The 17,682-nt window shown below is 68.3% G+C and carries 21 protein-coding genes; 19 read left to right on the top strand and 2 right to left on the bottom strand.

Going from position 1 to position 17,682, the window contains the following annotated elements:
- Window positions 1-2 precede the first annotated feature (2 nt).
- From I0D00_RS14005 to I0D00_RS13965, 9 genes are all read left to right on the top strand, one after another.
- On the top strand, window positions 3-2,252 hold the full coding sequence (locus I0D00_RS14005) for a chemotaxis protein CheA (RefSeq protein ID WP_213640459.1): 2,250 nt from the start codon (window positions 3-5) through the stop codon (window positions 2,250-2,252).
- A 44-nt stretch (window positions 2,253-2,296) separates the two neighbouring features.
- Entirely contained in the window at window positions 2,297-3,418 is a 1,122-nt protein-coding gene (locus tag I0D00_RS14000) for a protein-glutamate methylesterase/protein-glutamine glutaminase (RefSeq protein ID WP_213640458.1), read from the top strand.
- Between the two features lie 26 nt (window positions 3,419-3,444).
- On the top strand, window positions 3,445-4,185 hold the full coding sequence (locus I0D00_RS13995) for a flagellar motor protein (protein WP_213640457.1): 741 nt from the start codon (window positions 3,445-3,447) through the stop codon (window positions 4,183-4,185).
- A gap of 12 nt (window positions 4,186-4,197) precedes the next feature.
- Entirely contained in the window at window positions 4,198-5,067 is an 870-nt protein-coding gene (motD, locus tag I0D00_RS13990) for a flagellar motor protein MotD (protein ID WP_213640456.1), read from the top strand.
- 52 nt (window positions 5,068-5,119) lie between these two features.
- Window positions 5,120-5,908: a ParA family protein gene (locus I0D00_RS13985; protein WP_213640455.1), complete on the top strand. Its 789-nt coding sequence runs from the start codon at window positions 5,120-5,122 to the stop codon at window positions 5,906-5,908.
- A gap of 87 nt (window positions 5,909-5,995) precedes the next feature.
- On the top strand, window positions 5,996-6,808 hold the full coding sequence (locus tag I0D00_RS13980) for a CheW domain-containing protein (protein ID WP_213640454.1): 813 nt from the start codon (window positions 5,996-5,998) through the stop codon (window positions 6,806-6,808).
- A 102-nt stretch (window positions 6,809-6,910) separates the two neighbouring features.
- Entirely contained in the window at window positions 6,911-7,390 is a 480-nt protein-coding gene (locus tag I0D00_RS13975) for a chemotaxis protein CheW (RefSeq protein WP_213640453.1), read from the top strand.
- Window positions 7,391-7,393: 3 nt separating this feature from the next.
- Window positions 7,394-7,798, top strand: coding sequence for a DUF2802 domain-containing protein (locus I0D00_RS13970; RefSeq protein WP_213640452.1), 405 nt, complete (start codon window positions 7,394-7,396; stop codon window positions 7,796-7,798).
- A gap of 142 nt (window positions 7,799-7,940) precedes the next feature.
- A complete protein-coding gene (locus tag I0D00_RS13965) occupies window positions 7,941-8,375 on the top strand; it encodes a rhodanese-like domain-containing protein (protein WP_213640451.1) in 435 nt (144 codons plus the stop codon).
- Here I0D00_RS13965 and I0D00_RS13960 read toward each other — a convergent pair.
- Window positions 8,365-8,691 carry an EscU/YscU/HrcU family type III secretion system export apparatus switch protein gene (locus I0D00_RS13960; RefSeq protein WP_213640450.1) on the bottom strand — a complete coding sequence of 109 codons (327 nt, stop codon included), beginning with the start codon at window positions 8,689-8,691 and terminating at the stop codon, window positions 8,365-8,367. The genes I0D00_RS13965 and I0D00_RS13960 overlap by 11 nt on opposite strands.
- A complete protein-coding gene (gene fliK, locus I0D00_RS13955; protein WP_213640449.1) occupies window positions 8,688-10,232 on the bottom strand; it encodes a flagellar hook-length control protein FliK in 1,545 nt (514 codons plus the stop codon). Before fliK ends, I0D00_RS13960 begins: the two co-directional genes overlap by 4 nt.
- A gap of 139 nt (window positions 10,233-10,371) precedes the next feature.
- Here fliK and ccmA point away from each other — a divergent pair, with 139 nt between their 5' ends.
- From ccmA to I0D00_RS13905, 10 genes are all read left to right on the top strand, one after another.
- Entirely contained in the window at window positions 10,372-11,007 is a 636-nt protein-coding gene (gene ccmA, locus I0D00_RS13950; RefSeq protein WP_213640448.1) for a cytochrome c biogenesis heme-transporting ATPase CcmA, read from the top strand.
- Window positions 11,004-11,675 carry a heme exporter protein CcmB gene (gene ccmB, locus I0D00_RS13945; RefSeq protein ID WP_213640447.1) on the top strand — a complete coding sequence of 224 codons (672 nt, stop codon included), beginning with the start codon at window positions 11,004-11,006 and terminating at the stop codon, window positions 11,673-11,675. The genes ccmA and ccmB overlap by 4 nt, the downstream gene beginning before the upstream one ends.
- A 79-nt stretch (window positions 11,676-11,754) precedes the next feature.
- Entirely contained in the window at window positions 11,755-12,510 is a 756-nt protein-coding gene (locus I0D00_RS13940) for a heme ABC transporter permease (RefSeq protein WP_213640446.1), read from the top strand.
- The gene (gene ccmD, locus I0D00_RS13935) at window positions 12,507-12,683 is read left to right on the top strand and encodes a heme exporter protein CcmD (RefSeq protein WP_213640445.1); all 177 of its coding nucleotides are present in this window, start codon (window positions 12,507-12,509) and stop codon (window positions 12,681-12,683) included. Before I0D00_RS13940 ends, ccmD begins: the two co-directional genes overlap by 4 nt.
- Window positions 12,680-13,147, top strand: coding sequence for a cytochrome c maturation protein CcmE (gene ccmE, locus I0D00_RS13930; protein WP_213640444.1), 468 nt, complete (start codon window positions 12,680-12,682; stop codon window positions 13,145-13,147). Before ccmD ends, ccmE begins: the two co-directional genes overlap by 4 nt.
- Complete coding sequence (locus I0D00_RS13925; RefSeq protein WP_213640443.1) at window positions 13,144-15,117, top strand: heme lyase CcmF/NrfE family subunit; 1,974 nt, start codon at window positions 13,144-13,146, stop codon at window positions 15,115-15,117. The genes ccmE and I0D00_RS13925 overlap by 4 nt, the downstream gene beginning before the upstream one ends.
- Complete coding sequence (locus tag I0D00_RS13920) at window positions 15,114-15,650, top strand: DsbE family thiol:disulfide interchange protein (protein WP_213640442.1); 537 nt, start codon at window positions 15,114-15,116, stop codon at window positions 15,648-15,650. The genes I0D00_RS13925 and I0D00_RS13920 overlap by 4 nt, the downstream gene beginning before the upstream one ends.
- Window positions 15,647-16,132, top strand: a complete 486-nt coding sequence (locus tag I0D00_RS13915) for a cytochrome c-type biogenesis protein (protein WP_213640441.1) — start codon at window positions 15,647-15,649, stop codon at window positions 16,130-16,132. Before I0D00_RS13920 ends, I0D00_RS13915 begins: the two co-directional genes overlap by 4 nt.
- Complete coding sequence (ccmI, locus tag I0D00_RS13910) at window positions 16,129-17,343, top strand: c-type cytochrome biogenesis protein CcmI (protein ID WP_213640440.1); 1,215 nt, start codon at window positions 16,129-16,131, stop codon at window positions 17,341-17,343. The genes I0D00_RS13915 and ccmI overlap by 4 nt, the downstream gene beginning before the upstream one ends.
- A complete protein-coding gene (locus tag I0D00_RS13905) occupies window positions 17,340-17,660 on the top strand; it encodes a hypothetical protein (protein WP_213640439.1) in 321 nt (106 codons plus the stop codon). Before ccmI ends, I0D00_RS13905 begins: the two co-directional genes overlap by 4 nt.
- Window positions 17,661-17,682 lie beyond the last annotated feature (22 nt).

The raw sequence follows: 17,682 nt of genomic DNA, 5'->3' as shown, positions 1-17,682 counted from the left end.
TTATGAGCTTCGGCGCCGATGAAGAGATTCTCCAGGACTTCCTGGTAGAGGCCGGCGAGATTCTCGAGCAACTGTCCGAGCAGTTGGTCGAGCTAGAGAGCCGCCCGGACGATATGAGCCTGCTCAACGCGATTTTCCGTGGTTTTCACACGGTCAAGGGCGGAGCGGGCTTCCTCCAGCTGAACGAACTGGTGGAGTGCTGCCATATCGCGGAGAACGTCTTCGATATCCTGCGCAAGGGCGAGCGCCGGGTCGACGCCGAGTTGATGGATGTGGTGCTGGAAGCGCTGGATGCGGTCAATGGCATGTTCAGCCAGGTGCGCGAACGGGTCGAGCTGACCCCCGCCAGCCAGGAACTGCTGGCGGCCCTGTCGCGGCTGGCCGAACCGGCCGGCGCCGAGGCGCCGCCAACGCCGGACGCCGCCGCGCAGGCACCGCTCGAGAAGGCGGCGCAGGCCGCGGCAGGGCCTGGCGACATCACCGACAGCGAGTTCGAGCAGCTGCTCGACGCCCTGCACGAGGCGCCGGCCGACGCCCAGGCCGGAGCCGCCGAGGCGGCTGCCGGCGCGGACGAGATCACCGACGACGAGTTCGAGGCGCTGCTCGACCAGCTGCATGGCAAGGGCCAGTTCGTGGCCGCCAGCGCCAGCGAGCCGGTGCCGCTGGCTGCGGCGGTAGGTGCCGCCGCCGTCGCATCTGCCGCAACGCCCGACGAGATCAGCGACGACGAGTTCGAGGCGCTGCTCGACCAGTTGCATGGCAAGGGCCAGTTCGTGCCGCCCGCCCCCCCTGCGGCGCTGGCCGGTTCTGCTCCGGCCGTGGACGAGGCGAAACCCGGTGGCGCAGGCGCGGACGAGATCAGCGACGACGAGTTCGAGGCCCTGCTCGATCAGCTGCACGGCAAGGGCAAGTTCTCCGAGCCGAGCGCGCCGGCCAAGGCCCCCGTCCCGGCGGCCGTGCCGGCCAAGTCCGTGGAACCGGCCAAGCCTGTCGCCCAGCCGGCGGCCAAAGCCGAGCCGGCGAAGGCGCCAACACCCGCTCCGGTCGCGCCGGCACAGGCCGACAAGGCCGCACCGGCCAGCGAGGCGGAGACCACGGTGCGGGTCGACACCGCGCGCTTGGACGAGATCATGAACATGGTCGGCGAGCTGGTGCTGGTGCGTAACCGCCTGGTACGCCTGGGTTCCAACAGCGGCGACGAGGCGATGGCCAAGGCGGTGTCGAATCTCGACGTGGTCACCGCCGACCTGCAGACGGCGGTGATGAAGACCCGCATGCAGCCGATCAAGAAGGTCTTCGGGCGCTTCCCGCGGCTGGTCCGCGACCTGGCGCGCAGCCTGAAGAAGGAGATCAACCTGGAGTTGGTCGGCGAAGAGACCGACCTGGACAAGAACCTGGTCGAGGCCCTGGCCGACCCGCTGGTGCACCTGGTGCGCAACGCCGTCGACCACGGCATCGAGACGCCAGAGGAGCGCGAGGCCGCGGGCAAGGCCCGGGGCGGCAAGGTGGTGCTGTCGGCCGAGCAGGAGGGCGACCACATCCTGCTGTCGATCTCCGACGACGGCAAGGGCATGGACGCCGATGTGCTGCGCGCCAAGGCCGTGGAGAAGGGCCTGCTGGACAAGGACGCGGCCGAGCGGCTGAACGAGTTCGAGTGCTACAACCTGATCTTCGCCCCGGGGTTCTCGACCAAGACCGAGATCTCCGATGTGTCCGGCCGCGGCGTCGGCATGGATGTGGTGAAGACCAAGATTTCCCAGCTCAACGGCACGGTCAATGTGTTCTCGGTGAAGGGCCAGGGCTCGAAGATCGTCATCAAGGTGCCGCTGACCCTGGCGATCATGCCGACCCTGATGGTGATGCTGGGCAAGCAGGCGTTCGCCTTCCCGCTGGTCAACGTCAACGAGATCTTCCACCTCGACCTGTCGCGCACCAACGTGGTCGACGGCCAGGAGGTGGTGGTGGTGCGCGACAAGGCGCTGCCGCTGTTCTACCTCAAGCGCTGGCTGGTGCGTGACGCCGCCCACGAGGAACAGGGCGAGGGACACGTGGTGATTCTCACGGTGGGCAGCCAGCGCATCGGCTTCGTCGTCGATCAGCTGGTCGGCCAGGAAGAGGTGGTGATCAAGCCCCTGGGCAAGATGCTCCAGGGCACGCCGGGCATGTCCGGCGCGACCATCACCGGCGATGGTCGCATCGCCCTGATTCTCGACGTGCCGAGCATGCTCAAGCGCTACGCGCGGCGCATCTGATCGAATGGCGGCGCGGCCTGCGCGTACGCCGCTTAGGAGTCTGTATGGTTGTCAAGGTACTGGTGGTGGACGATTCCGGCTTTTTCCGCCGGCGCGTCTCGGAAATTCTCTCCACCGATCCGAATATCAAGGTGATCGGCACCGCCACTAATGGCCGTGAAGCCATCGAGCAGGCCCTGGCCCTGAGGCCGGACGTGATCACCATGGATTACGAGATGCCGATGATGGATGGCATCACCGCGGTGCGCACCATCATGCAGCGCTGTCCGACCCCGGTGCTGATGTTCTCCTCGCTGACCCACGAAGGCGCCCGCGTCACCCTCGATGCCCTGGATGCCGGGGCGGTGGATTTCCTGCCGAAGAACTTCGAGGACATCTCGCGCAACCCGGAGAAGGTCAAGCAGCTGCTGTGCGAGAAGGTGCACAGCATCGCCCGCAGCAACAGGCGCAGCGTCGGCGTGCGCCCCCCTGCGCCGGCCGCGCCCGCCGCGCCAAGCCGTTCGGCCGCGCTCAGCAGTTTGGCGCGCCCCGGGCCTGCGCCGGCGGCGGCACCGGTGGCCAGCCCCGGCCACGTGTCGACCGGCAGCGCCGCGCCCAAGCGCAAGGCCTACAAGCTGGTGGCCATCGGCACCTCGACCGGCGGCCCGGTGGCCCTGCAGCGTGTGCTGACCCAGCTGCCGGCCAACTTTCCCGCGCCACTTGTACTGATCCAGCACATGCCCGCGGCCTTCACCAAGGCCTTTGCCGAGCGCCTGGACAAGCTCTGCCGGATTCGCGTCAAGGAGGCCGAGGACGGCGACCTGCTGCGCCCCGGGGTGGCGCTGCTGGCGCCCGGCGGCAAGCAGATGATGATCGATGGGCGCGGCGCCATCCGCATCCTGCCCGGCGATGATCGGCTCAATTACAAGCCCAGCGTCGACATCACCTTCGGTTCGGCGGCCAAGTCCTATCACGACAAGGTGCTGGCGGTGGTGCTGACCGGCATGGGGGCCGACGGGCGCGAGGGCGCACGCCTGCTCAGGCAGGGCGGCAGCCAGGTCTGGGCGCAGGACGAGGCGAGCTGCGTGATCTACGGCATGCCGATGGCCGTGGTCAAGGCCAACCTGGCCGATGCCGTGTACGGTCTGGACGATATCGCCCGGCACCTGAGCGAGGCCTGCCTGTAGATGGCCATTTCAGGGAATCCGTTCGCATGGACGTACTGAGCCTTATCGGGGTCATCCTGGCGTTCGTCGCCATCCTGGGTGGCAACTACCTCGAGGGCGGTCACGCGGCGGCACTGCTCAATGGCCCGGCGGCGCTGATCGTGATCGGCGGCACCCTGGGCGCGGCCTTCCTGCAGGCGCCGGTCAGCGTGTTCAAGCGCGCGCTGGCGATACTGCGCTGGATCTTCTTCCCGCCACGAGTGGACCTGGCCGGCGGCATCAACCACGTGGTCGGCTGGAGCATGACCGCGCGCAAGGAAGGCCTGCTGGGGCTGGAGGCGGTGGCCGATGCGGAGTCCGACCCCTATGCGCGCAAGGGCCTGCAGTTGCTGGTCGACGGCGCCGAGCCGGAGGCGATCCGCAGCATCCTCGAAGTCGATCTGTACACCCAGGAGGGGCGCGACATGCAGGCCGCCAAGGTGTACGAGAGCATGGGCGGCTACGCCCCGACCATCGGCATCATCGGCGCGGTGATGGGGCTGATCCACGTGATGGGCAATCTGGCCGACCCGAGCATGCTCGGCAGTGGTATCGCCGTGGCGTTTGTAGCTACCATCTATGGTGTGGGTTTCGCCAACCTGCTGCTGCTGCCGATCGGCAACAAGCTCAAGGCCGTCGCCCTGCGCCAGTCGCGCTACCGCGAGATGCTGCTCGAAGGCATCCTTTCCATCGCCGAAGGCGAGAACCCGCGCTCCATCGAGCTGAAGCTGCAAGGCTTCATGGATTGACAGGGACGCGCCATGGGCCGCAGACGCCACCACGAAGAACATGAGAATCACGAGCGCTGGCTGGTCTCCTATGCAGACTTCATCACCCTGCTGTTCGCCTTCTTCGTGGTGATGTACTCGATCTCCTCGATCAACGAGGGCAAGTACAAGGTGCTCTCCGACACCCTGGTCGGGGTGTTCAACCAGCCCGAGCGCTCGATCAAGCCGATTCCGCTGGGCGAGGAGCGGCCGCGCACCAGCCTGCCGGATCGCTCGCTTTCCGCCGATGAGGGCGAGCAGACGCCCGTCGACGCCCTGCAGGAGATAGCCGACAGCGTACGCGAGGAGTTCGGCGAGCTGATCGACGCGGAGCAGCTGAAGGTACGCGGCAACGAGCTGTGGATCGAGATCGAGCTCAGCTCCAGCCTGCTGTTTCCCAGCGGCGACGCGCTGCCGAACGACCGCGCGTTCGCCATCATCGAGAAGGTCGCCAAAATCCTGGCGCCTTACGAGAATCCGGTGCATGTCGAGGGCTTCACCGACAACCTGCCGATCAACACCGCGCAGTTCCCGACCAACTGGGAGCTGTCGGCGGCGCGGGCCGCGAGCATCGTGCGCATGCTCGCCATGGACGGGGTCAAGCCCCAGCGCCTGGCCTCGGTGGGCTATGGCGAGTTCCAGCCGGTGGCCGACAATGCCACGGCGCAAGGGCGGGCGCGCAATCGCCGGGTGGTGCTGGTGATCTCGCGCAACCTCGATGTGCGCCGCAGCGTGGCCGGTGTCGGCAGCGCCAACGCCAAGCCGGACGGCGCATTGCTGCGCGCTGGCATGCAACCTGCAGCGACGCCTGCAGCGCAGGTGCCGCCTGGCGGCGCCGTCAATCCCCCGTCGCCAGCCCCATGAGGGCGGCGCCCGTTCTCGGCCAGGCCCTGGCAGTGTCGAGAGGATGAAGAAGATGAGAGTCTGGGCAGTAGCCAATCAAAAAGGTGGCGTAGGCAAGACCACCACGTCCATCGCCCTGGCCGGCCTGCTGGCCGATGCCGGCAAGCGGGTGGTGGTGGTCGATCTCGATCCCCACGGGTCGATGACCAGCTATTTCGGCCACGACCCGGACGGTCTGGAGCACAGCACCTTCGACCTGTTCCAGCACCAGGGCGGCGTGCCCCAGGGGTTGCCGCGCCAGTTGCTGCTGCCGACCAGCCACGAGCGCATGGCGCTGCTGCCGTCCAGCACCGCCCTGGCCACTCTCGAGCGACAATCTCCGGGGCAGAGCGGTCTGGGCCTGGTGATCGCCAAGAGCCTGGCGCAGCTGTGGCAGGATTTCGACCATGCGGTGATCGACAGCCCGCCACTGCTCGGCGTGCTGATGGTCAACGCGCTGGCGGCCAGCCAGCAGCTGGCGATCCCGGTGCAGACCGAGTTCCTCGCCGTGAAGGGCCTGGAACGCATGGTCAGCACCCTGGCGATGATCAACCGTTCGCGCAAGCAGGCGCTGCCCTACACCATAGTGCCGACTCTGTTCGACCGCCGTACCCAGGCATCCCTGAGTACCCTGCGGGTACTGCGCAACAGTTACCCTGAGCACCTGTGGCCGGCCTATATCCCGGTCGATACCCGGTTGCGCGACGCCAGCCGCGCCGGACTGACGCCGTCCCAGTTCGACTCGAACAGCCGCGGTACCATCGCCTATCGCGCGCTGCTCAAACACCTGCTGGCGCAACAGCCGGCCGCCCAGGTAGCCTGAAATGAAGGGCGCTGCTGAGCAGAATCGCTCAAGTCTGCCGCGGCTGCGGCCGATAGCTTGTCCAGGTCATTGCTGCGGGTCCCCTCTATGAATCGTCCCCTTGCCACCGCTACGCGCCCCCAGTTGGCCCTGCAGTCCTACCTGGATGGCCTGCTGCAGGAGGCCGCGGTCGAGCTCGCCGAGAGCAGCGGCCTCGACGAGTTCCAGGCCGCGGTGCTGGAGGAGCAGGTGCGCGATGCGCGGCTGCCATCGCCCCCGCCGCTGAGCCTGGTCGAGACGCCGCCCAGTGCGCCGGTCGGCGAAGCGCCGCTGCCCGAGGTGCCGGTCGCGGCCGAGCCCGCCGTGGCCTTGGTGCAGCCGCTGGCCGAGCTGAACCGGCCTGCGGCCCAGGTGCCGCAGCCCCCCCGGTTGCAGCTCGAGGGCCGGCCGGACTGGGCTCAGGAACCCTTCGAGTGCCTGCTGTTCGATGTCGCCGGCCTGACCCTGGCCGTGCCGTTGGTCTGCCTGGGCTCGATCTATCCCTTGGCGGGGAGCGAGTTGACCCCGTTGTTTGGCCAGCCTGACTGGTTTCTCGGCATACTGCCGTGCCAGGCCGGCAACCTGAAGGTGCTGGATACCGCGCGCTGGGTCATGCCGGACCGCTACCGCGACGACTTCCGCGAGGGCCTGCAGTACGTGATTTCCGTGGAGGGCTACGAGTGGGGCCTGGCGGTGCATCAGGTCAGCCGCTCGATTCGCCTGGATCCCGACGAGATCAAGTGGCGCAGCCAGCGCAGCCAGCGGCCCTGGTTGGCCGGTACGGTGATCGAACACATGTGCGCCTTGCTGGATGTGGCGGCCCTGGCGGAGCTGATCGCCAGCGGCGCGGCCAAGCGCATGGTCAACGGCCAGCTGCAGTGATTGAATAGCGCCGGGGACGCGTTCGCTGCGCACCGGGCAGATGATAACCAGCGGGTTGCACCGCACACGCCGCAAAGCGCGGCTCATGACGAGGCTAGGGACATGAAGAAGAATTCCGCTCAGGGTGCCGAAGACCCGATTCTGCAGTGGGTGACTTTCCGCCTGGACAACGAGACCTATGGCATCAACGTGATGCAGGTCCAGGAGGTATTGCGCTACACCGAGATCGCTCCGGTGCCGGGGGCTCCGAGTTACGTGCTGGGCATCATCAACCTGCGCGGCAACGTGGTCACGGTCATCGACACCCGTCAGCGCTTTGGCCTGGACTCGGCGCCGGTGACCGACAACACCCGCATCGTGATCATCGAGGCGGACAAGCAGGTGGTCGGCATCCTGGTCGACAGCGTGGCCGAGGTGGTCTACCTGCGCCAGTCCGAGGTGGAGACCGCGCCGAATGTCGGCAACGACGAGTCGGCCAAGTTCATCCAGGGCGTGTGCAACAAGAATGGCGAGCTGCTGATTCTGGTCGAGCTGGACAAGATGATGAGCGAGGAAGAGTGGTCCGAGTTGGAGAGCATCTGAGTCATGCTCGGGATCGCCCTGCTGGTGCTCGCGCTGATCTGCCTGGGGCTGGTCGGCGCCTGCGTCTGGCTGGCCGCCCAGCTGCGGCATGCGGCGCAGCTGCAGGGCGAGCGCGATGCCGTGCGCGATCAGCGGCTCAAGGAGCTGGGCAAGCGCCTGGACGCCTACCTGGCCGGCAGCGTGCGCATGGGCGAGGAGCTGCATGAGCTGCGGCGCATCGTCGCGCCCCTGCCGGACAAGCTCAACCAGATCGAGCAGCGCGACCCCAGCAGCCTGTCCTTCACCCAGGCGGCGCGCCTGGTGGGCCTGGGCGCCAGCGTCGACGACCTGACCCAGTCCTGCGGCCTGACCAAGGCCGAGGCGGAGCTGGTCAGCAAACTGCATGGCGCCAAGCCGCAGAAGTCCTGAGCGCCGTCCTCGGCGCGGATCGAGCCGCAGCGGTTAGCGCTGGCGGTTCTTAGCTGCCCCCCCTGTCCGGTTATTCGTTCCTAGCCTTCGATCGCCAGCCCCTAAGCTAAAGCCTAGGCATGTTCGGCGGAGGTCTTAGGTGATGCGCGGCTTGCTGGTTGTCTTGCTGGGCGCGCTGCTCTGGCTGCCGGTTCAGGCGCGAGAGGCGCCGTTGCTGGTGGACGGGGCGGTGACCATCAATGTGTTGCAGGCCAAGTACCTGTATGACCGGGGCGCGCTGTTCGTCGATGTGCGGCCGTCGCGGGAATGGGGCTGGGGGCATGTGCGCGGCGCCGTGCACCTCGATCTGGCCGACCGCTTCGCCGCCCTGGCGATGTCCCACTGGCCCCGGCACATGCCGCTGGTGATCTATTGCGACAGCGACGTCTGTCTGCGCAGCGCCCTGGCCTCGCACCTGGCGGTGAGCTGGGGCTACGAGCGGGTGTTCTATTTCCGCGGCGGCTACTTCGCCTGGCAGCTGTTCGACTTCCCCCTGGGCAAGGGCGTGGAAGGGGAGGCGATGGCGATCAGCGAGTAGGGCCGTCGAGCAGGGGCGGGGCTGGCGTGGCGTCGCGCTCCGCGGTGAAGCCGGGCGGGCACTTGCCTTTCAGATACCAGGCGAAGGCGATGATCTCGGCGATGCAGCGATAGAGCTGCTCGGGAATCGCCTCGCCCAACTCCAGGCGCGCCAGCAGGCGCACCAGGTCGGCGTTTTCGTAGATCGGCACTTCGTATTCGCGGGCGATCGCCAGGATGGCCTCGGCCAGTTCGTCATCGCCCTTGGCGCTCAGGGTGGGGGCGTTCTGCCCGTCGTAGTTGAGGGCGATGGCCTGGCGGGGGGCGTGGCGCTTCATGCGGTTTCGTCCACCCAGCGCTGTTCCAGGGCGGTTCGCGTTCCCTGGGGCGGCGTGCCCTGCCGGCAGCTGAGCTCGCCGACCGTCAGGCCGGCGGCGGTCAGGCGCTCGCGCAGGGTCTGCAGTTCGCCGTCGATCAGCTCGGCGGTGACGCCGCGCTCGGCCCATAGTCGGCTGGACAGGCTGCCGTGGGCCAGTTGCGCCTGCACCTGCAGTGGCCCCAGCGGGTCGAGGTCGAAGGCCAGATCGACCCGCCAGAGGGTTTCCTTGGCTTCCCCGGCCGATTTCTGCTGCGGGTCTTCGCGCTGGACCTTCACCTGCAGTGGTACCAGGTCCTGCTGGTTGCGCATCGGCAACTCCAGTTGCCAGGTGGTCAGCAGCGCGCCGTCGGGGCCGACCTGGCTCTGCGCCAGGCTCGACAGCTGGTGGGTCTGCAGGCGCGACACCGCCGCCGCGGCGAGTTTCAGCAGCGCCTCGAGGTCGGCTTCGCCGTCCAGCGACTGCAGCAGCCGCGAGGGCAGGGGGAAGCGCAGGGCCTGTTGGCGGGCGCCGGCCTGGCCGAGGGTGCCGAGGATGTCGCGGGCGAAGGCCGGCAGCGCCTGGGCCAGGTTGGCGCCGGCATTGGCGGCGGAGAAGGGAGCGCCGCCCGGGAGCGTCGGCAGCAGCTGGCTGACCAGGCGCAGCAGGTTGGCTTTCAGGTCGGTGGGCAGGGCGCCTTGCTGGCCGCCGAGCAGCTTGCTCTCGAGGAACAGGCCGCTGTTCTCCAGGGCCTGGCCGAGGCCCTTGGCCGTACTCAGCTGGCTGGCGTCGGGCAGGCTGCCGAGCAGCTTGTCGATGCTGCCACGCAGGCCGTCGGGTAGGTTCGTCTGGTTGCCCATGCCCCGCAGGGCCTTGAACAGCCCCTCGAGCGAGCCCTGGCGATTGTGCTGGCTGGCCAGCTGCTGGCCGAGCTCCAGCTGGTCCAGGCGGCTGCTCAGAGGCAGGAAGTTCAGGGCCTGGCTGCCCTGCACCTGGGCGCTGAGCAGGCTGCCCAGGGGCAGCGGCAGCGCCGTTTCCAGGGCCAATTTGCTGCCGGCCAGCGGGGTGTTCAGCAGCTTGACCAGTACCTTGTAGACCGCCTGTTGCGACTGCGCCTGGGCCAGTTGCTCGCGGGCCACCACCTTGCCCTGCAGCAGTGTGCCGAGCGGCAGTTGCTCGAGGTCCAGGCTGGTCAGGGCCGCATCGCCGCCGGCCTGCAGGACGACCGCCAGGCGCGTCTCCGACAGGGCGGTGACCGCCAGCGCGGTGCCCTGGGCCAGGGGCCGCGCGCTGCTGGCCTGCAGGGTGGCCTGGCGGCCGTTCTCCAAGGTCAGCTTGAGCAGCAGCTGGAAGCTGTGCGCCGCTTCCTTGAGTGCGAGCACCTCGGCCTGCGCCGTTTCGCCGCTGGCCAGCAGGCCCTGCAGCGGCTGCAGCAGCTTGAGCGCCAGGTCGTTGGCGACGGCGCTGGGCCTGCCGCTGGGCGGCGTGGCGGGAATGGGGCGGGCGCTGCCGATTTCGCTCATGGGCGGGTTACAACCTGTCAAATATGCCGACTGCGGGTGGTGGAGCAGGGCATGTATAATGCCGCCCCGTCCGGGCCGGCCGTGCCTCAGTATAACGGCCGGCGCGGCGTCGACTTGAACCGCTTTGGGTATCCATGCCTTGACCAGCCCCCTTCTCGAAGCCGTGGCGCTCGCCTGTGAGCGGGACTGGCGCATGTTGTTCGATCGCCTGGAACTGCGCCTGCAGGCCGGCGAGATGCTGCAGGTCGCCGGCCCCAATGGCAGTGGCAAGACCAGTCTTTTACGCCTGCTCGCCGGTTTGATGCAACCGACGGCCGGAGAGGTGCGCCTGAATGGTCGGCCGCTGTCCCGGCAACGCACGGAGCTGGAGCGCAATCTGTTGTGGATCGGCCATGCCGCCGGCATCAAGGGCCTGCTCAGCGCCGAGGAGAACCTCGCCTGGCTGTGCGCCCTGCATCGCCCGGCCAGCCGCGGGGCGATCTGGCAGGCCCTGGAGGCGGTCGGCCTGCGTGGCTTCGAGGATGTGCCCTGCCATACCCTGTCGGCCGGCCAGCAGCGCCGCGTCGCCTTGGCCCGCTTGTATCTCGACGGGCCGTCGCTGTGGATTCTCGACGAGCCCTTCACCGCCCTGGACAAGGCCGCGGTGGCCCAGCTGGAGGCGCACCTGGCCGAGCATTGCCGCCGCGGCGGGCTGGTGGTGCTGACCACCCACCACACATTGAGCGTCAAGCCCGAGGGCTACCGCGAACTCGACCTGGGGCGCCGCGCCGCATGAGCAACGTCTTCACCCTGCTGCTGGCCCGCGAGGCGCGCTTGCTGTTCCGCCGTCCGGCCGAACTGGCCAATCCGCTGGTGTTCTTCGCCATCGTCATCGCCCTGTTCCCATTGGCCGTGGGCCCCGAAACCCAGTTGTTACAAACCCTTTCCCCCGGCCTGGTGTGGGTGGCGGCGCTGCTGGCCGTGCTGCTGTCGCTGGACGGGCTGTTTCGCAGCGATTTCGAGGACGGCTCCCTGGAGCAGTGGGTCCTTTCGCCGCACCCGTTGCCCCTTCTGGTGCTGGCCAAGGTGCTGGCACACTGGCTGTTTTCCGGCCTGGCCCTGGTGCTGCTGGCGCCGCTGCTGGCCCTGATGCTCGGCCTGCCCGGACGTTGCCTGCCGGTGCTGCTGCTGTCGCTGCTGCTCGGCACCCCGGTGCTGAGCCTGCTCGGCGCGGTGGGGGCGGCGCTGACGGTGGGGCTCAAACGCGGCGGCCTGTTGCTGGCGCTGTTGATCCTGCCGCTGTACATCCCGGTGCTGATCCTCGGCAGCGGCGCGCTGCAGGCGAGCCTGCAGGGTCTGCCCGCGACCGGTCATCTGTTATGGCTGGCCAGCCTCGCCGCCTTGGCGGTGACCCTGACACCTTTTGCCATCGCCGCGGGTCTGACAATAAGCGTGGCCGAGTAGAGAATAGGCCCCAGGGGCCGAGGACTGCCGCGAGCCGGGAAGGCGGCGCAGTCGGCCGAACCAACTGATGAGTGACTCGATGAACTGGACGTGGTTTCACAAGCTGGGCTCGCCCAAGTGGTTTTACCAGATCAGCGGGCGCTGGCTGCCCTGGCTGGCGCTGGCGGCGGCGCTGCTGATGACCCTCGGCCTGGTCTGGGGCCTGGCCTTCGCGCCGCCGGACTACCAGCAGGGCAACAGCTTCCGCATCATCTATATCCACGTGCCGGCGGCGTTCCTCGCCCAGTCGGTCTACGTCATGCTGGCCATGGCCGGGGTGGTGGGCCTGGTGTGGAAGATGAAGCTGGCCGATATCGCCCTGCAGCAGGCCGCGCCCATCGGCGCCTGGATGACCGCGGTGGCCCTGATCACCGGCGCCATCTGGGGCAAGCCGACCTGGGGCACCTACTGGGTCTGGGATGCGCGCCTGACCTCGATGCTGATCCTGCTGTTCCTGTATTTCGGTGTGATCGCCCTGGCCCAGGCCATCAGCAACCGCGACAGCGCGGCCAAGGCCTGCGCGGTGCTGGCCATAGTCGGGGTCATCAACATCCCGATCATCAAGTACTCGGTGGAGTGGTGGAACACCCTGCACCAGCCGGCCAGCTTCAGTGTGGTGGACAAGCCGGCCATGCCGCTGTCGATGTGGCTGCCGCTGCTGATCATGGTGCTCGGCTTCTATTGCTTCTTCGGCGCCGTGCTGCTGCTGCGCATGCGCCTGGAGGTGCTCAAGCGCGAGGCCCGCAGCAGCTGGGCCCAGGCCGAGATCAAGACCCAGGTGGAGAAGGCCCGATGAGTTTTGCATCGCTTAGCGAGTTTATCGCCATGGGCAACCACGGCACCTATGTCTGGTCGTCCTATGCCATCAGCCTGGCCGTGCTGGCGCTGAACGTGGCGCTGCCGATCCTGGCGCGGCGCCGTTACCTGCAAGACGAGGCGCGTCGTTTGCGCCGGGAGGAGTCGAAGTGAACCCCGTGCGCAAGAAGCGTCTGTTTATCATCCTGGCCATCCTCGCCGGCTGCGGCATCGCCGTGGCCCTGGCCCTGAGCGCGCTGCAGCAGAACATCAACCTGTTCTACTCGCCGACCCAGATCGCCAACGGCGAGGCGCCCGAGGGCACCCGCATCCGCGCCGGCGGCCTGGTGGAGGATGGCTCGGTGGCGCGCTCCGCCGACTCGCTGGACACCTCCTTCGTGGTCACCGACGGTGCCGCGCGGGTGACCATCCGCTACAGCGGCATCCTCCCGGATCTGTTCCGCGAGGGCCAGGGCATAGTCGCCATGGGCAGGCTGAATGCCGACGGCGTGCTGGTGGCCGACGAGGTGCTGGCCAAGCACGACGAGAACTACATGCCGCCGGAGGTCATGCAGGCCCTGGAGCAGAGCGGCATGAAGCAGCAACACGACGCGGCCACGCAGGGGGGCGCACAATGATTCCCGAACTCGGCCATCTGGCGATGATCCTGGCCCTGTGCCTGAGCCTGGTGCAGGCCAGCCTGCCGCTGATCGGCGCCTGGCGCGGCGATCACCAGTGGATGAGCCTGGCCCAGCCGGCCGCCTGGGGGCAGTTTTCCTTCGTCGCCTTCGCCTTCCTGTGCCTGACCTACGCCTTCATGGTCGACGACTTCTCCGTCGCCTACGTGGCCAGCAACTCCAACAGCGCCTTGCCCTGGTACTTCAAGTTCAGCGCGGTGTGGGGCGCCCACGAGGGCTCGCTGCTGCTCTGGGCGCTGATCCTGGCCGGCTGGACCTTCGCCGTGTCGATCTTCTCGCGCCAGCTGCCGGAGGAGATGCTGGCCCGGGTGCTGGGGATCATGGGCCTGATCAGCGTCGGTTTCCTGCTGTTTCTGATCGTCACCTCCAACCCCTTCGTCCGCCTGCTGCCCAACAGTCCGGTGGACGGCCGCGACCTCAACCCGCTGCTGCAGGACTTCGGCCTGATCATCCACCCGCCGATGCTCTACATGGGCTACGTCGGCTTCTCGGTGGCCTTCGCCTTCGCCATCGCCGCGCTGCTCGGCGGCAAGCTGGACGCCGCCTGGGCACGCTGGTCGCGGCCCTGGACCCTGGTCGCCTGGGCTTTCCTCGGCATCGGCATCGCCCTGGGTTCCTGGTGGGCCTACTACGAGCTGGGTTGGGGCGGCTGGTGGTTCTGGGACCCGGTGGAGAATGCCTCCTTCATGCCCTGGCTGGTGGGTACCGCGCTGATCCATTCGCTGGCGGTGACCGAGAAGCGCGGGGTGTTCAAGAGCTGGACCGTGCTGCTGGCCATCGCCGCCTTTTCCCTCAGCCTGCTGGGTACCTTCCTGGTGCGCTCCGGGGTGTTGACCTCGGTGCACGCCTTCGCCAGCGATCCCGAGCGCGGGGTGTTCATCCTCGCCTTCCTGCTGCTGGTGGTCGGCGGTTCGCTGACGCTGTTCGCCATCCGCGCCCCGGTGGTCAAGAGCCAGGTCGGCTTCGCCCTGTGGTCGCGGGAAACCCTGCTGCTGGTGAACAACCTGATCCTGGTGGTCGCCGCGGCGATGATTTTGCTCGGCACCCTCTATCCCCTGGTGCTCGATGCCATGACCGGCGCCAAGCTGTCGGTCGGCCCGCCGTACTTCAACGCCCTGTTCGTGCCGCTGATGGGCCTGCTGATGAGCATGATCGCCCTCGGCGTCATCGTGCGCTGGAAGGACACGCCGCTGCAGTGGCTGCTGGGCATGCTGACCCCGGTGCTGCTCGGCAGCGTGGCCCTGGCCGTGCTGGCGACCCTGCTGGTCGGCGACTTCAACTGGGCGGTGCTGGGCGTCTGCCTGCTGGCCGCCTGGGTGGTGCTGGCCGGCCTGCGCGACATCCATGACAAGACCCGCCACAAGGGTTTTTTCCGCGGCCTGCCGAGCCTCACCCGCAGCTACTGGGGCATGCAGCTGGCGCACCTGGGCCTGGCGGTCTGCGCCCTGGGGGTGATCCTCACCAGCCTGGGCAGCTACGAGCGCGACCTGCGCATGGCGCCCGGCGACGTGGTGGCCATCGGTGGCTATGAGTTCGTCTTCGAGGGCGCGGCGCACCGCGAGGGGCCGAACTTCAGCGCGGACCGCGGCACGGTGCGGGTGCTGCAGGGCAGCGAGCAGATCGCCGTGCTGCACCCGGAGAAGCGCCTGTATACGGTGCAGCAGTCGGTGATGACCGAGGCCGGCATCGACGCCGGCTTCACCCGCGACCTGTTCGTCGCCCTCGGCGAGCCGCTGGAGAATGGCGCCTGGGCGGTGCGCGTGCATATCAAGCCGTTCGTCCGCTGGATCTGGCTGGGCGCGCTGCTGATGGGCCTGGGCGGCCTGCTCGCCGCCTGCGACAAGCGTTATCGGATGAAGGTCAGAACCCGGGTGCGCGAAGCCTTGGGCACGGCGGGAGCACAAGCATGAAACGAGTGATCCTGTTGCTGCCGCTGGCGATCTTCCTCGGGGTCGCGCTGTTTCTCTACCGGGGCCTGTTCCTCGACCCGTCCGAGCTGCCCTCGGCGCTGATCGGCAAGCCGTTCCCGGCCTTCTCCCTGCCGGCGGTGCAGGGCGGCGCGACCCTGACCGAGGACGATCTCAAGGGCAAGCCGGCGCTGGTCAATGTCTGGGCCACCTGGTGCGTGGCCTGTCGCGTCGAACACCCGGTGCTGAACAAGCTGGCGCAGATGGGGGTGAACATCCACGGGGTCAACTACAAGGACGACAACGCCGATGCGCGCAAATGGCTCGAGGAGTTCCACGACCCCTACCAGCTCAATATCGACGACGCCCGTGGCGCCCTGGGCCTGGACCTGGGCGTGTATGGCGCGCCCGAGACCTTCCTGATCGACGCCCAGGGCATCATCCGCCACAAGTTCGTCGGGGTGATCGACGAGCGGGTCTGGCGCGAACAGCTGGCGCCGCTGTACCAGCAGCTGGTCGACGAGGTCTCGCCATGAAGCGCCTGCTCAACGCCGCGGTGCTGAGCCTGGCGCTGCTCGGCACGGCCCAGGCGGCGATCGACACCTACGAGTTCGCCAGCGAGGCGGAGCGTCAGCGCTACCGCAGCCTGGTCGAGGAACTGCGCTGCCCGAAGTGCCAGAACCAGAACATCGCCGACTCCGACGCGCCCATCGCCATGGACCTGCGCGCGGAGATCTACCGCATGCTCGAGGAAGGCCAGAGCGACGAGCAGATCATCGACTTCCTGGTCGCCCGTTACGGCGACTTCGTGCTGTACAAACCGCCGCTCACGGCGCGCACCCTGCTGCTCTGGTATGGCCCGGCGGCCCTGTTGCTCGGTGGCTTCGTGCTGCTCGGGGTGATAGTGCTGCGCCGTCGCGGCAAACGCTCCGTCCAAGGGGCGGGTCTCACCGACGCCGAGCGCCAGCGCCTGGCCGCCCTGTTGAATCAAGCCTCCTCGGATAACAAAGACCCATGATCGAATTCTGGCTGTCCGCCGGTCTGCTGCTGCTGGCGGCCCTGGCTTTTCTGCTGATACCGGTGCTGCGCGGGCGCAAGGCCCAGGCCGAGGAAGACCGCACCGCCCTCAACGTCACCCTCTACCAGGAACGCCTGGAGGAGCTGGAGGGCGAGCACCGCGCCGGCATTCTCACCGACGCCCAGCTGCAGGCCGGCCGGGACGAGGCGGCGCGCGAACTGCTGGCCGACACCGAGGGCGTGGGCGGCAAGGCCAGGAGCGGCGTACTGGGCGGCAAGGTGCCGCTGACCGCGGCGCTGCTGATGCCACTGCTGGGCTATGGCCTGTACCTGCACTGGGGTGCCATCGACCAGGTCGAACGGGCGCGGACCTTCGCCGAGCAGCCGCAGAGCATCGAGGAGATGACCGCGCGCCTGGAGACGACGGTCAAGGACAACCCCGAGTCGGCCGAGGGCTGGTATTTCCTCGGTCGCACCTACATGGCTCAGGAGCGGGCCGGCGACGCGGCCAAGGCCTTCGAGCGGGCGGTGAGCATCGCCGGGCGCCAGCCTGAGCTGCTCGGCCAGTGGGCCCAGGCCCTGTATTTCGCCGGCAACAAGCAGTGGAGCGAGCAGATCCAGGCGCTAACCGACGAGGCCCTGCAGGCCGATCCGGCGGAGGTCACCAGCCTCGGCCTGCTGGGCATCGCCGCCTTCGAGGCCGGGCGCTACGCCGAGGCCATCGAGCACTGGCAGCGCCTGGTGGCGGCCTTGCCGGAGCAGGACCCGTCGCGCCAGGCGATCGAGGGCGGCATCGCCCGGGCCCGCGAGCGACTCGTCGCCCAAAGTGCCATGGAACCCGCGGAGCCGGCGGCGGAGCAGGGCCGGCAACTGCTGGTCAGGGTCGAGCTGGCCGCCGCCTTGCGCGACGCGGTGCAGCCCGGCGACAGCGTGTTCGTGTTCGCCCGCGCCGTCTCCGGTCCGCCCATGCCCCTGGCGGTCAAGCGCCTGACCGTGGCCGATCTGCCGGCCGAGGTCAGTCTGTCGGACAGCGATGCGATGATGCCGCAGCTCAAGCTCTCCGGCTTCGAGCGGGTGCAGCTGGTGGCGCGGGTTTCGCGCAAAGGCGACGCCACCGCCGGCGAGTGGATCGGTCGCAGTCAGCCGCTGGCCAGCAGCAGCGCCGAGCCGCAGCGGCTGACCATCGACAGTGCGGACGGCCAGGCACAATGAGTCGCCTGCTCGGGCTGGTGCTGGTCGTGGGCCTGGCGAGCCTGGCCGGTTGCAGCGTGCATGCGCCGGCGCCGGTCGGCCAGGCGCCGATGGCCAAGGCCCATCCGCGCTATGCACCGCCGCCCGGTGCGCAGAGCCATTGGGATGCCAGTCTCGGCGTCTATGTGGTGGCGGGCGCGCGTCACCTCTACTACCGCGAGCGCACCTATTACCGCTGGAGCAATGGCTGGAGCTGGGCCACCAGCCCTCAGGGGCCCTGGCAGCCGACTGACAGCGGCGGCGTGCCGCCGGGCCTGTACCGGCGCTACGCGCAGTAGCGCCGCCGTCCTTCCAACGGTC

The sequence above is a fragment of the Pseudomonas lalucatii genome (assembly GCF_018398425.1).
In the GTDB taxonomy this organism is placed as follows: domain Bacteria; phylum Pseudomonadota; class Gammaproteobacteria; order Pseudomonadales; family Pseudomonadaceae; genus Aquipseudomonas; species Aquipseudomonas lalucatii.
Note: the sequence above shows the minus strand (reverse complement) of the source record. Positions and strands in the feature narration are given on the sequence as shown.

Coding starts and splice junctions, on each gene's coding strand:
- I0D00_RS14005 (WP_213640459.1), top strand. CDS start 3: ATGAGCTTCGGCGCCGATGAAGAGATTCTCCAGGACTTCCTGGTAGAG.
- I0D00_RS14000 (WP_213640458.1), top strand. CDS start 2,297: ATGGTTGTCAAGGTACTGGTGGTGGACGATTCCGGCTTTTTCCGCCGG.
- I0D00_RS13995 (WP_213640457.1), top strand. CDS start 3,445: ATGGACGTACTGAGCCTTATCGGGGTCATCCTGGCGTTCGTCGCCATC.
- motD (WP_213640456.1), top strand. CDS start 4,198: ATGGGCCGCAGACGCCACCACGAAGAACATGAGAATCACGAGCGCTGG.
- I0D00_RS13985 (WP_213640455.1), top strand. CDS start 5,120: ATGAGAGTCTGGGCAGTAGCCAATCAAAAAGGTGGCGTAGGCAAGACC.
- I0D00_RS13980 (WP_213640454.1), top strand. CDS start 5,996: ATGAATCGTCCCCTTGCCACCGCTACGCGCCCCCAGTTGGCCCTGCAG.
- I0D00_RS13975 (WP_213640453.1), top strand. CDS start 6,911: ATGAAGAAGAATTCCGCTCAGGGTGCCGAAGACCCGATTCTGCAGTGG.
- I0D00_RS13970 (WP_213640452.1), top strand. CDS start 7,394: ATGCTCGGGATCGCCCTGCTGGTGCTCGCGCTGATCTGCCTGGGGCTG.
- I0D00_RS13965 (WP_213640451.1), top strand. CDS start 7,941: ATGCGCGGCTTGCTGGTTGTCTTGCTGGGCGCGCTGCTCTGGCTGCCG.
- I0D00_RS13960 (WP_213640450.1), bottom strand. CDS start 8,691: ATGAAGCGCCACGCCCCCCGCCAGGCCATCGCCCTCAACTACGACGGG.
- fliK (WP_213640449.1), bottom strand. CDS start 10,232: ATGAGCGAAATCGGCAGCGCCCGCCCCATTCCCGCCACGCCGCCCAGC.
- ccmB (WP_213640447.1), top strand. CDS start 11,004: ATGAGCAACGTCTTCACCCTGCTGCTGGCCCGCGAGGCGCGCTTGCTG.
- I0D00_RS13940 (WP_213640446.1), top strand. CDS start 11,755: ATGAACTGGACGTGGTTTCACAAGCTGGGCTCGCCCAAGTGGTTTTAC.
- ccmD (WP_213640445.1), top strand. CDS start 12,507: ATGAGTTTTGCATCGCTTAGCGAGTTTATCGCCATGGGCAACCACGGC.
- I0D00_RS13925 (WP_213640443.1), top strand. CDS start 13,144: ATGATTCCCGAACTCGGCCATCTGGCGATGATCCTGGCCCTGTGCCTG.
- I0D00_RS13920 (WP_213640442.1), top strand. CDS start 15,114: ATGAAACGAGTGATCCTGTTGCTGCCGCTGGCGATCTTCCTCGGGGTC.
- I0D00_RS13915 (WP_213640441.1), top strand. CDS start 15,647: ATGAAGCGCCTGCTCAACGCCGCGGTGCTGAGCCTGGCGCTGCTCGGC.
- ccmI (WP_213640440.1), top strand. CDS start 16,129: ATGATCGAATTCTGGCTGTCCGCCGGTCTGCTGCTGCTGGCGGCCCTG.
- I0D00_RS13905 (WP_213640439.1), top strand. CDS start 17,340: ATGAGTCGCCTGCTCGGGCTGGTGCTGGTCGTGGGCCTGGCGAGCCTG.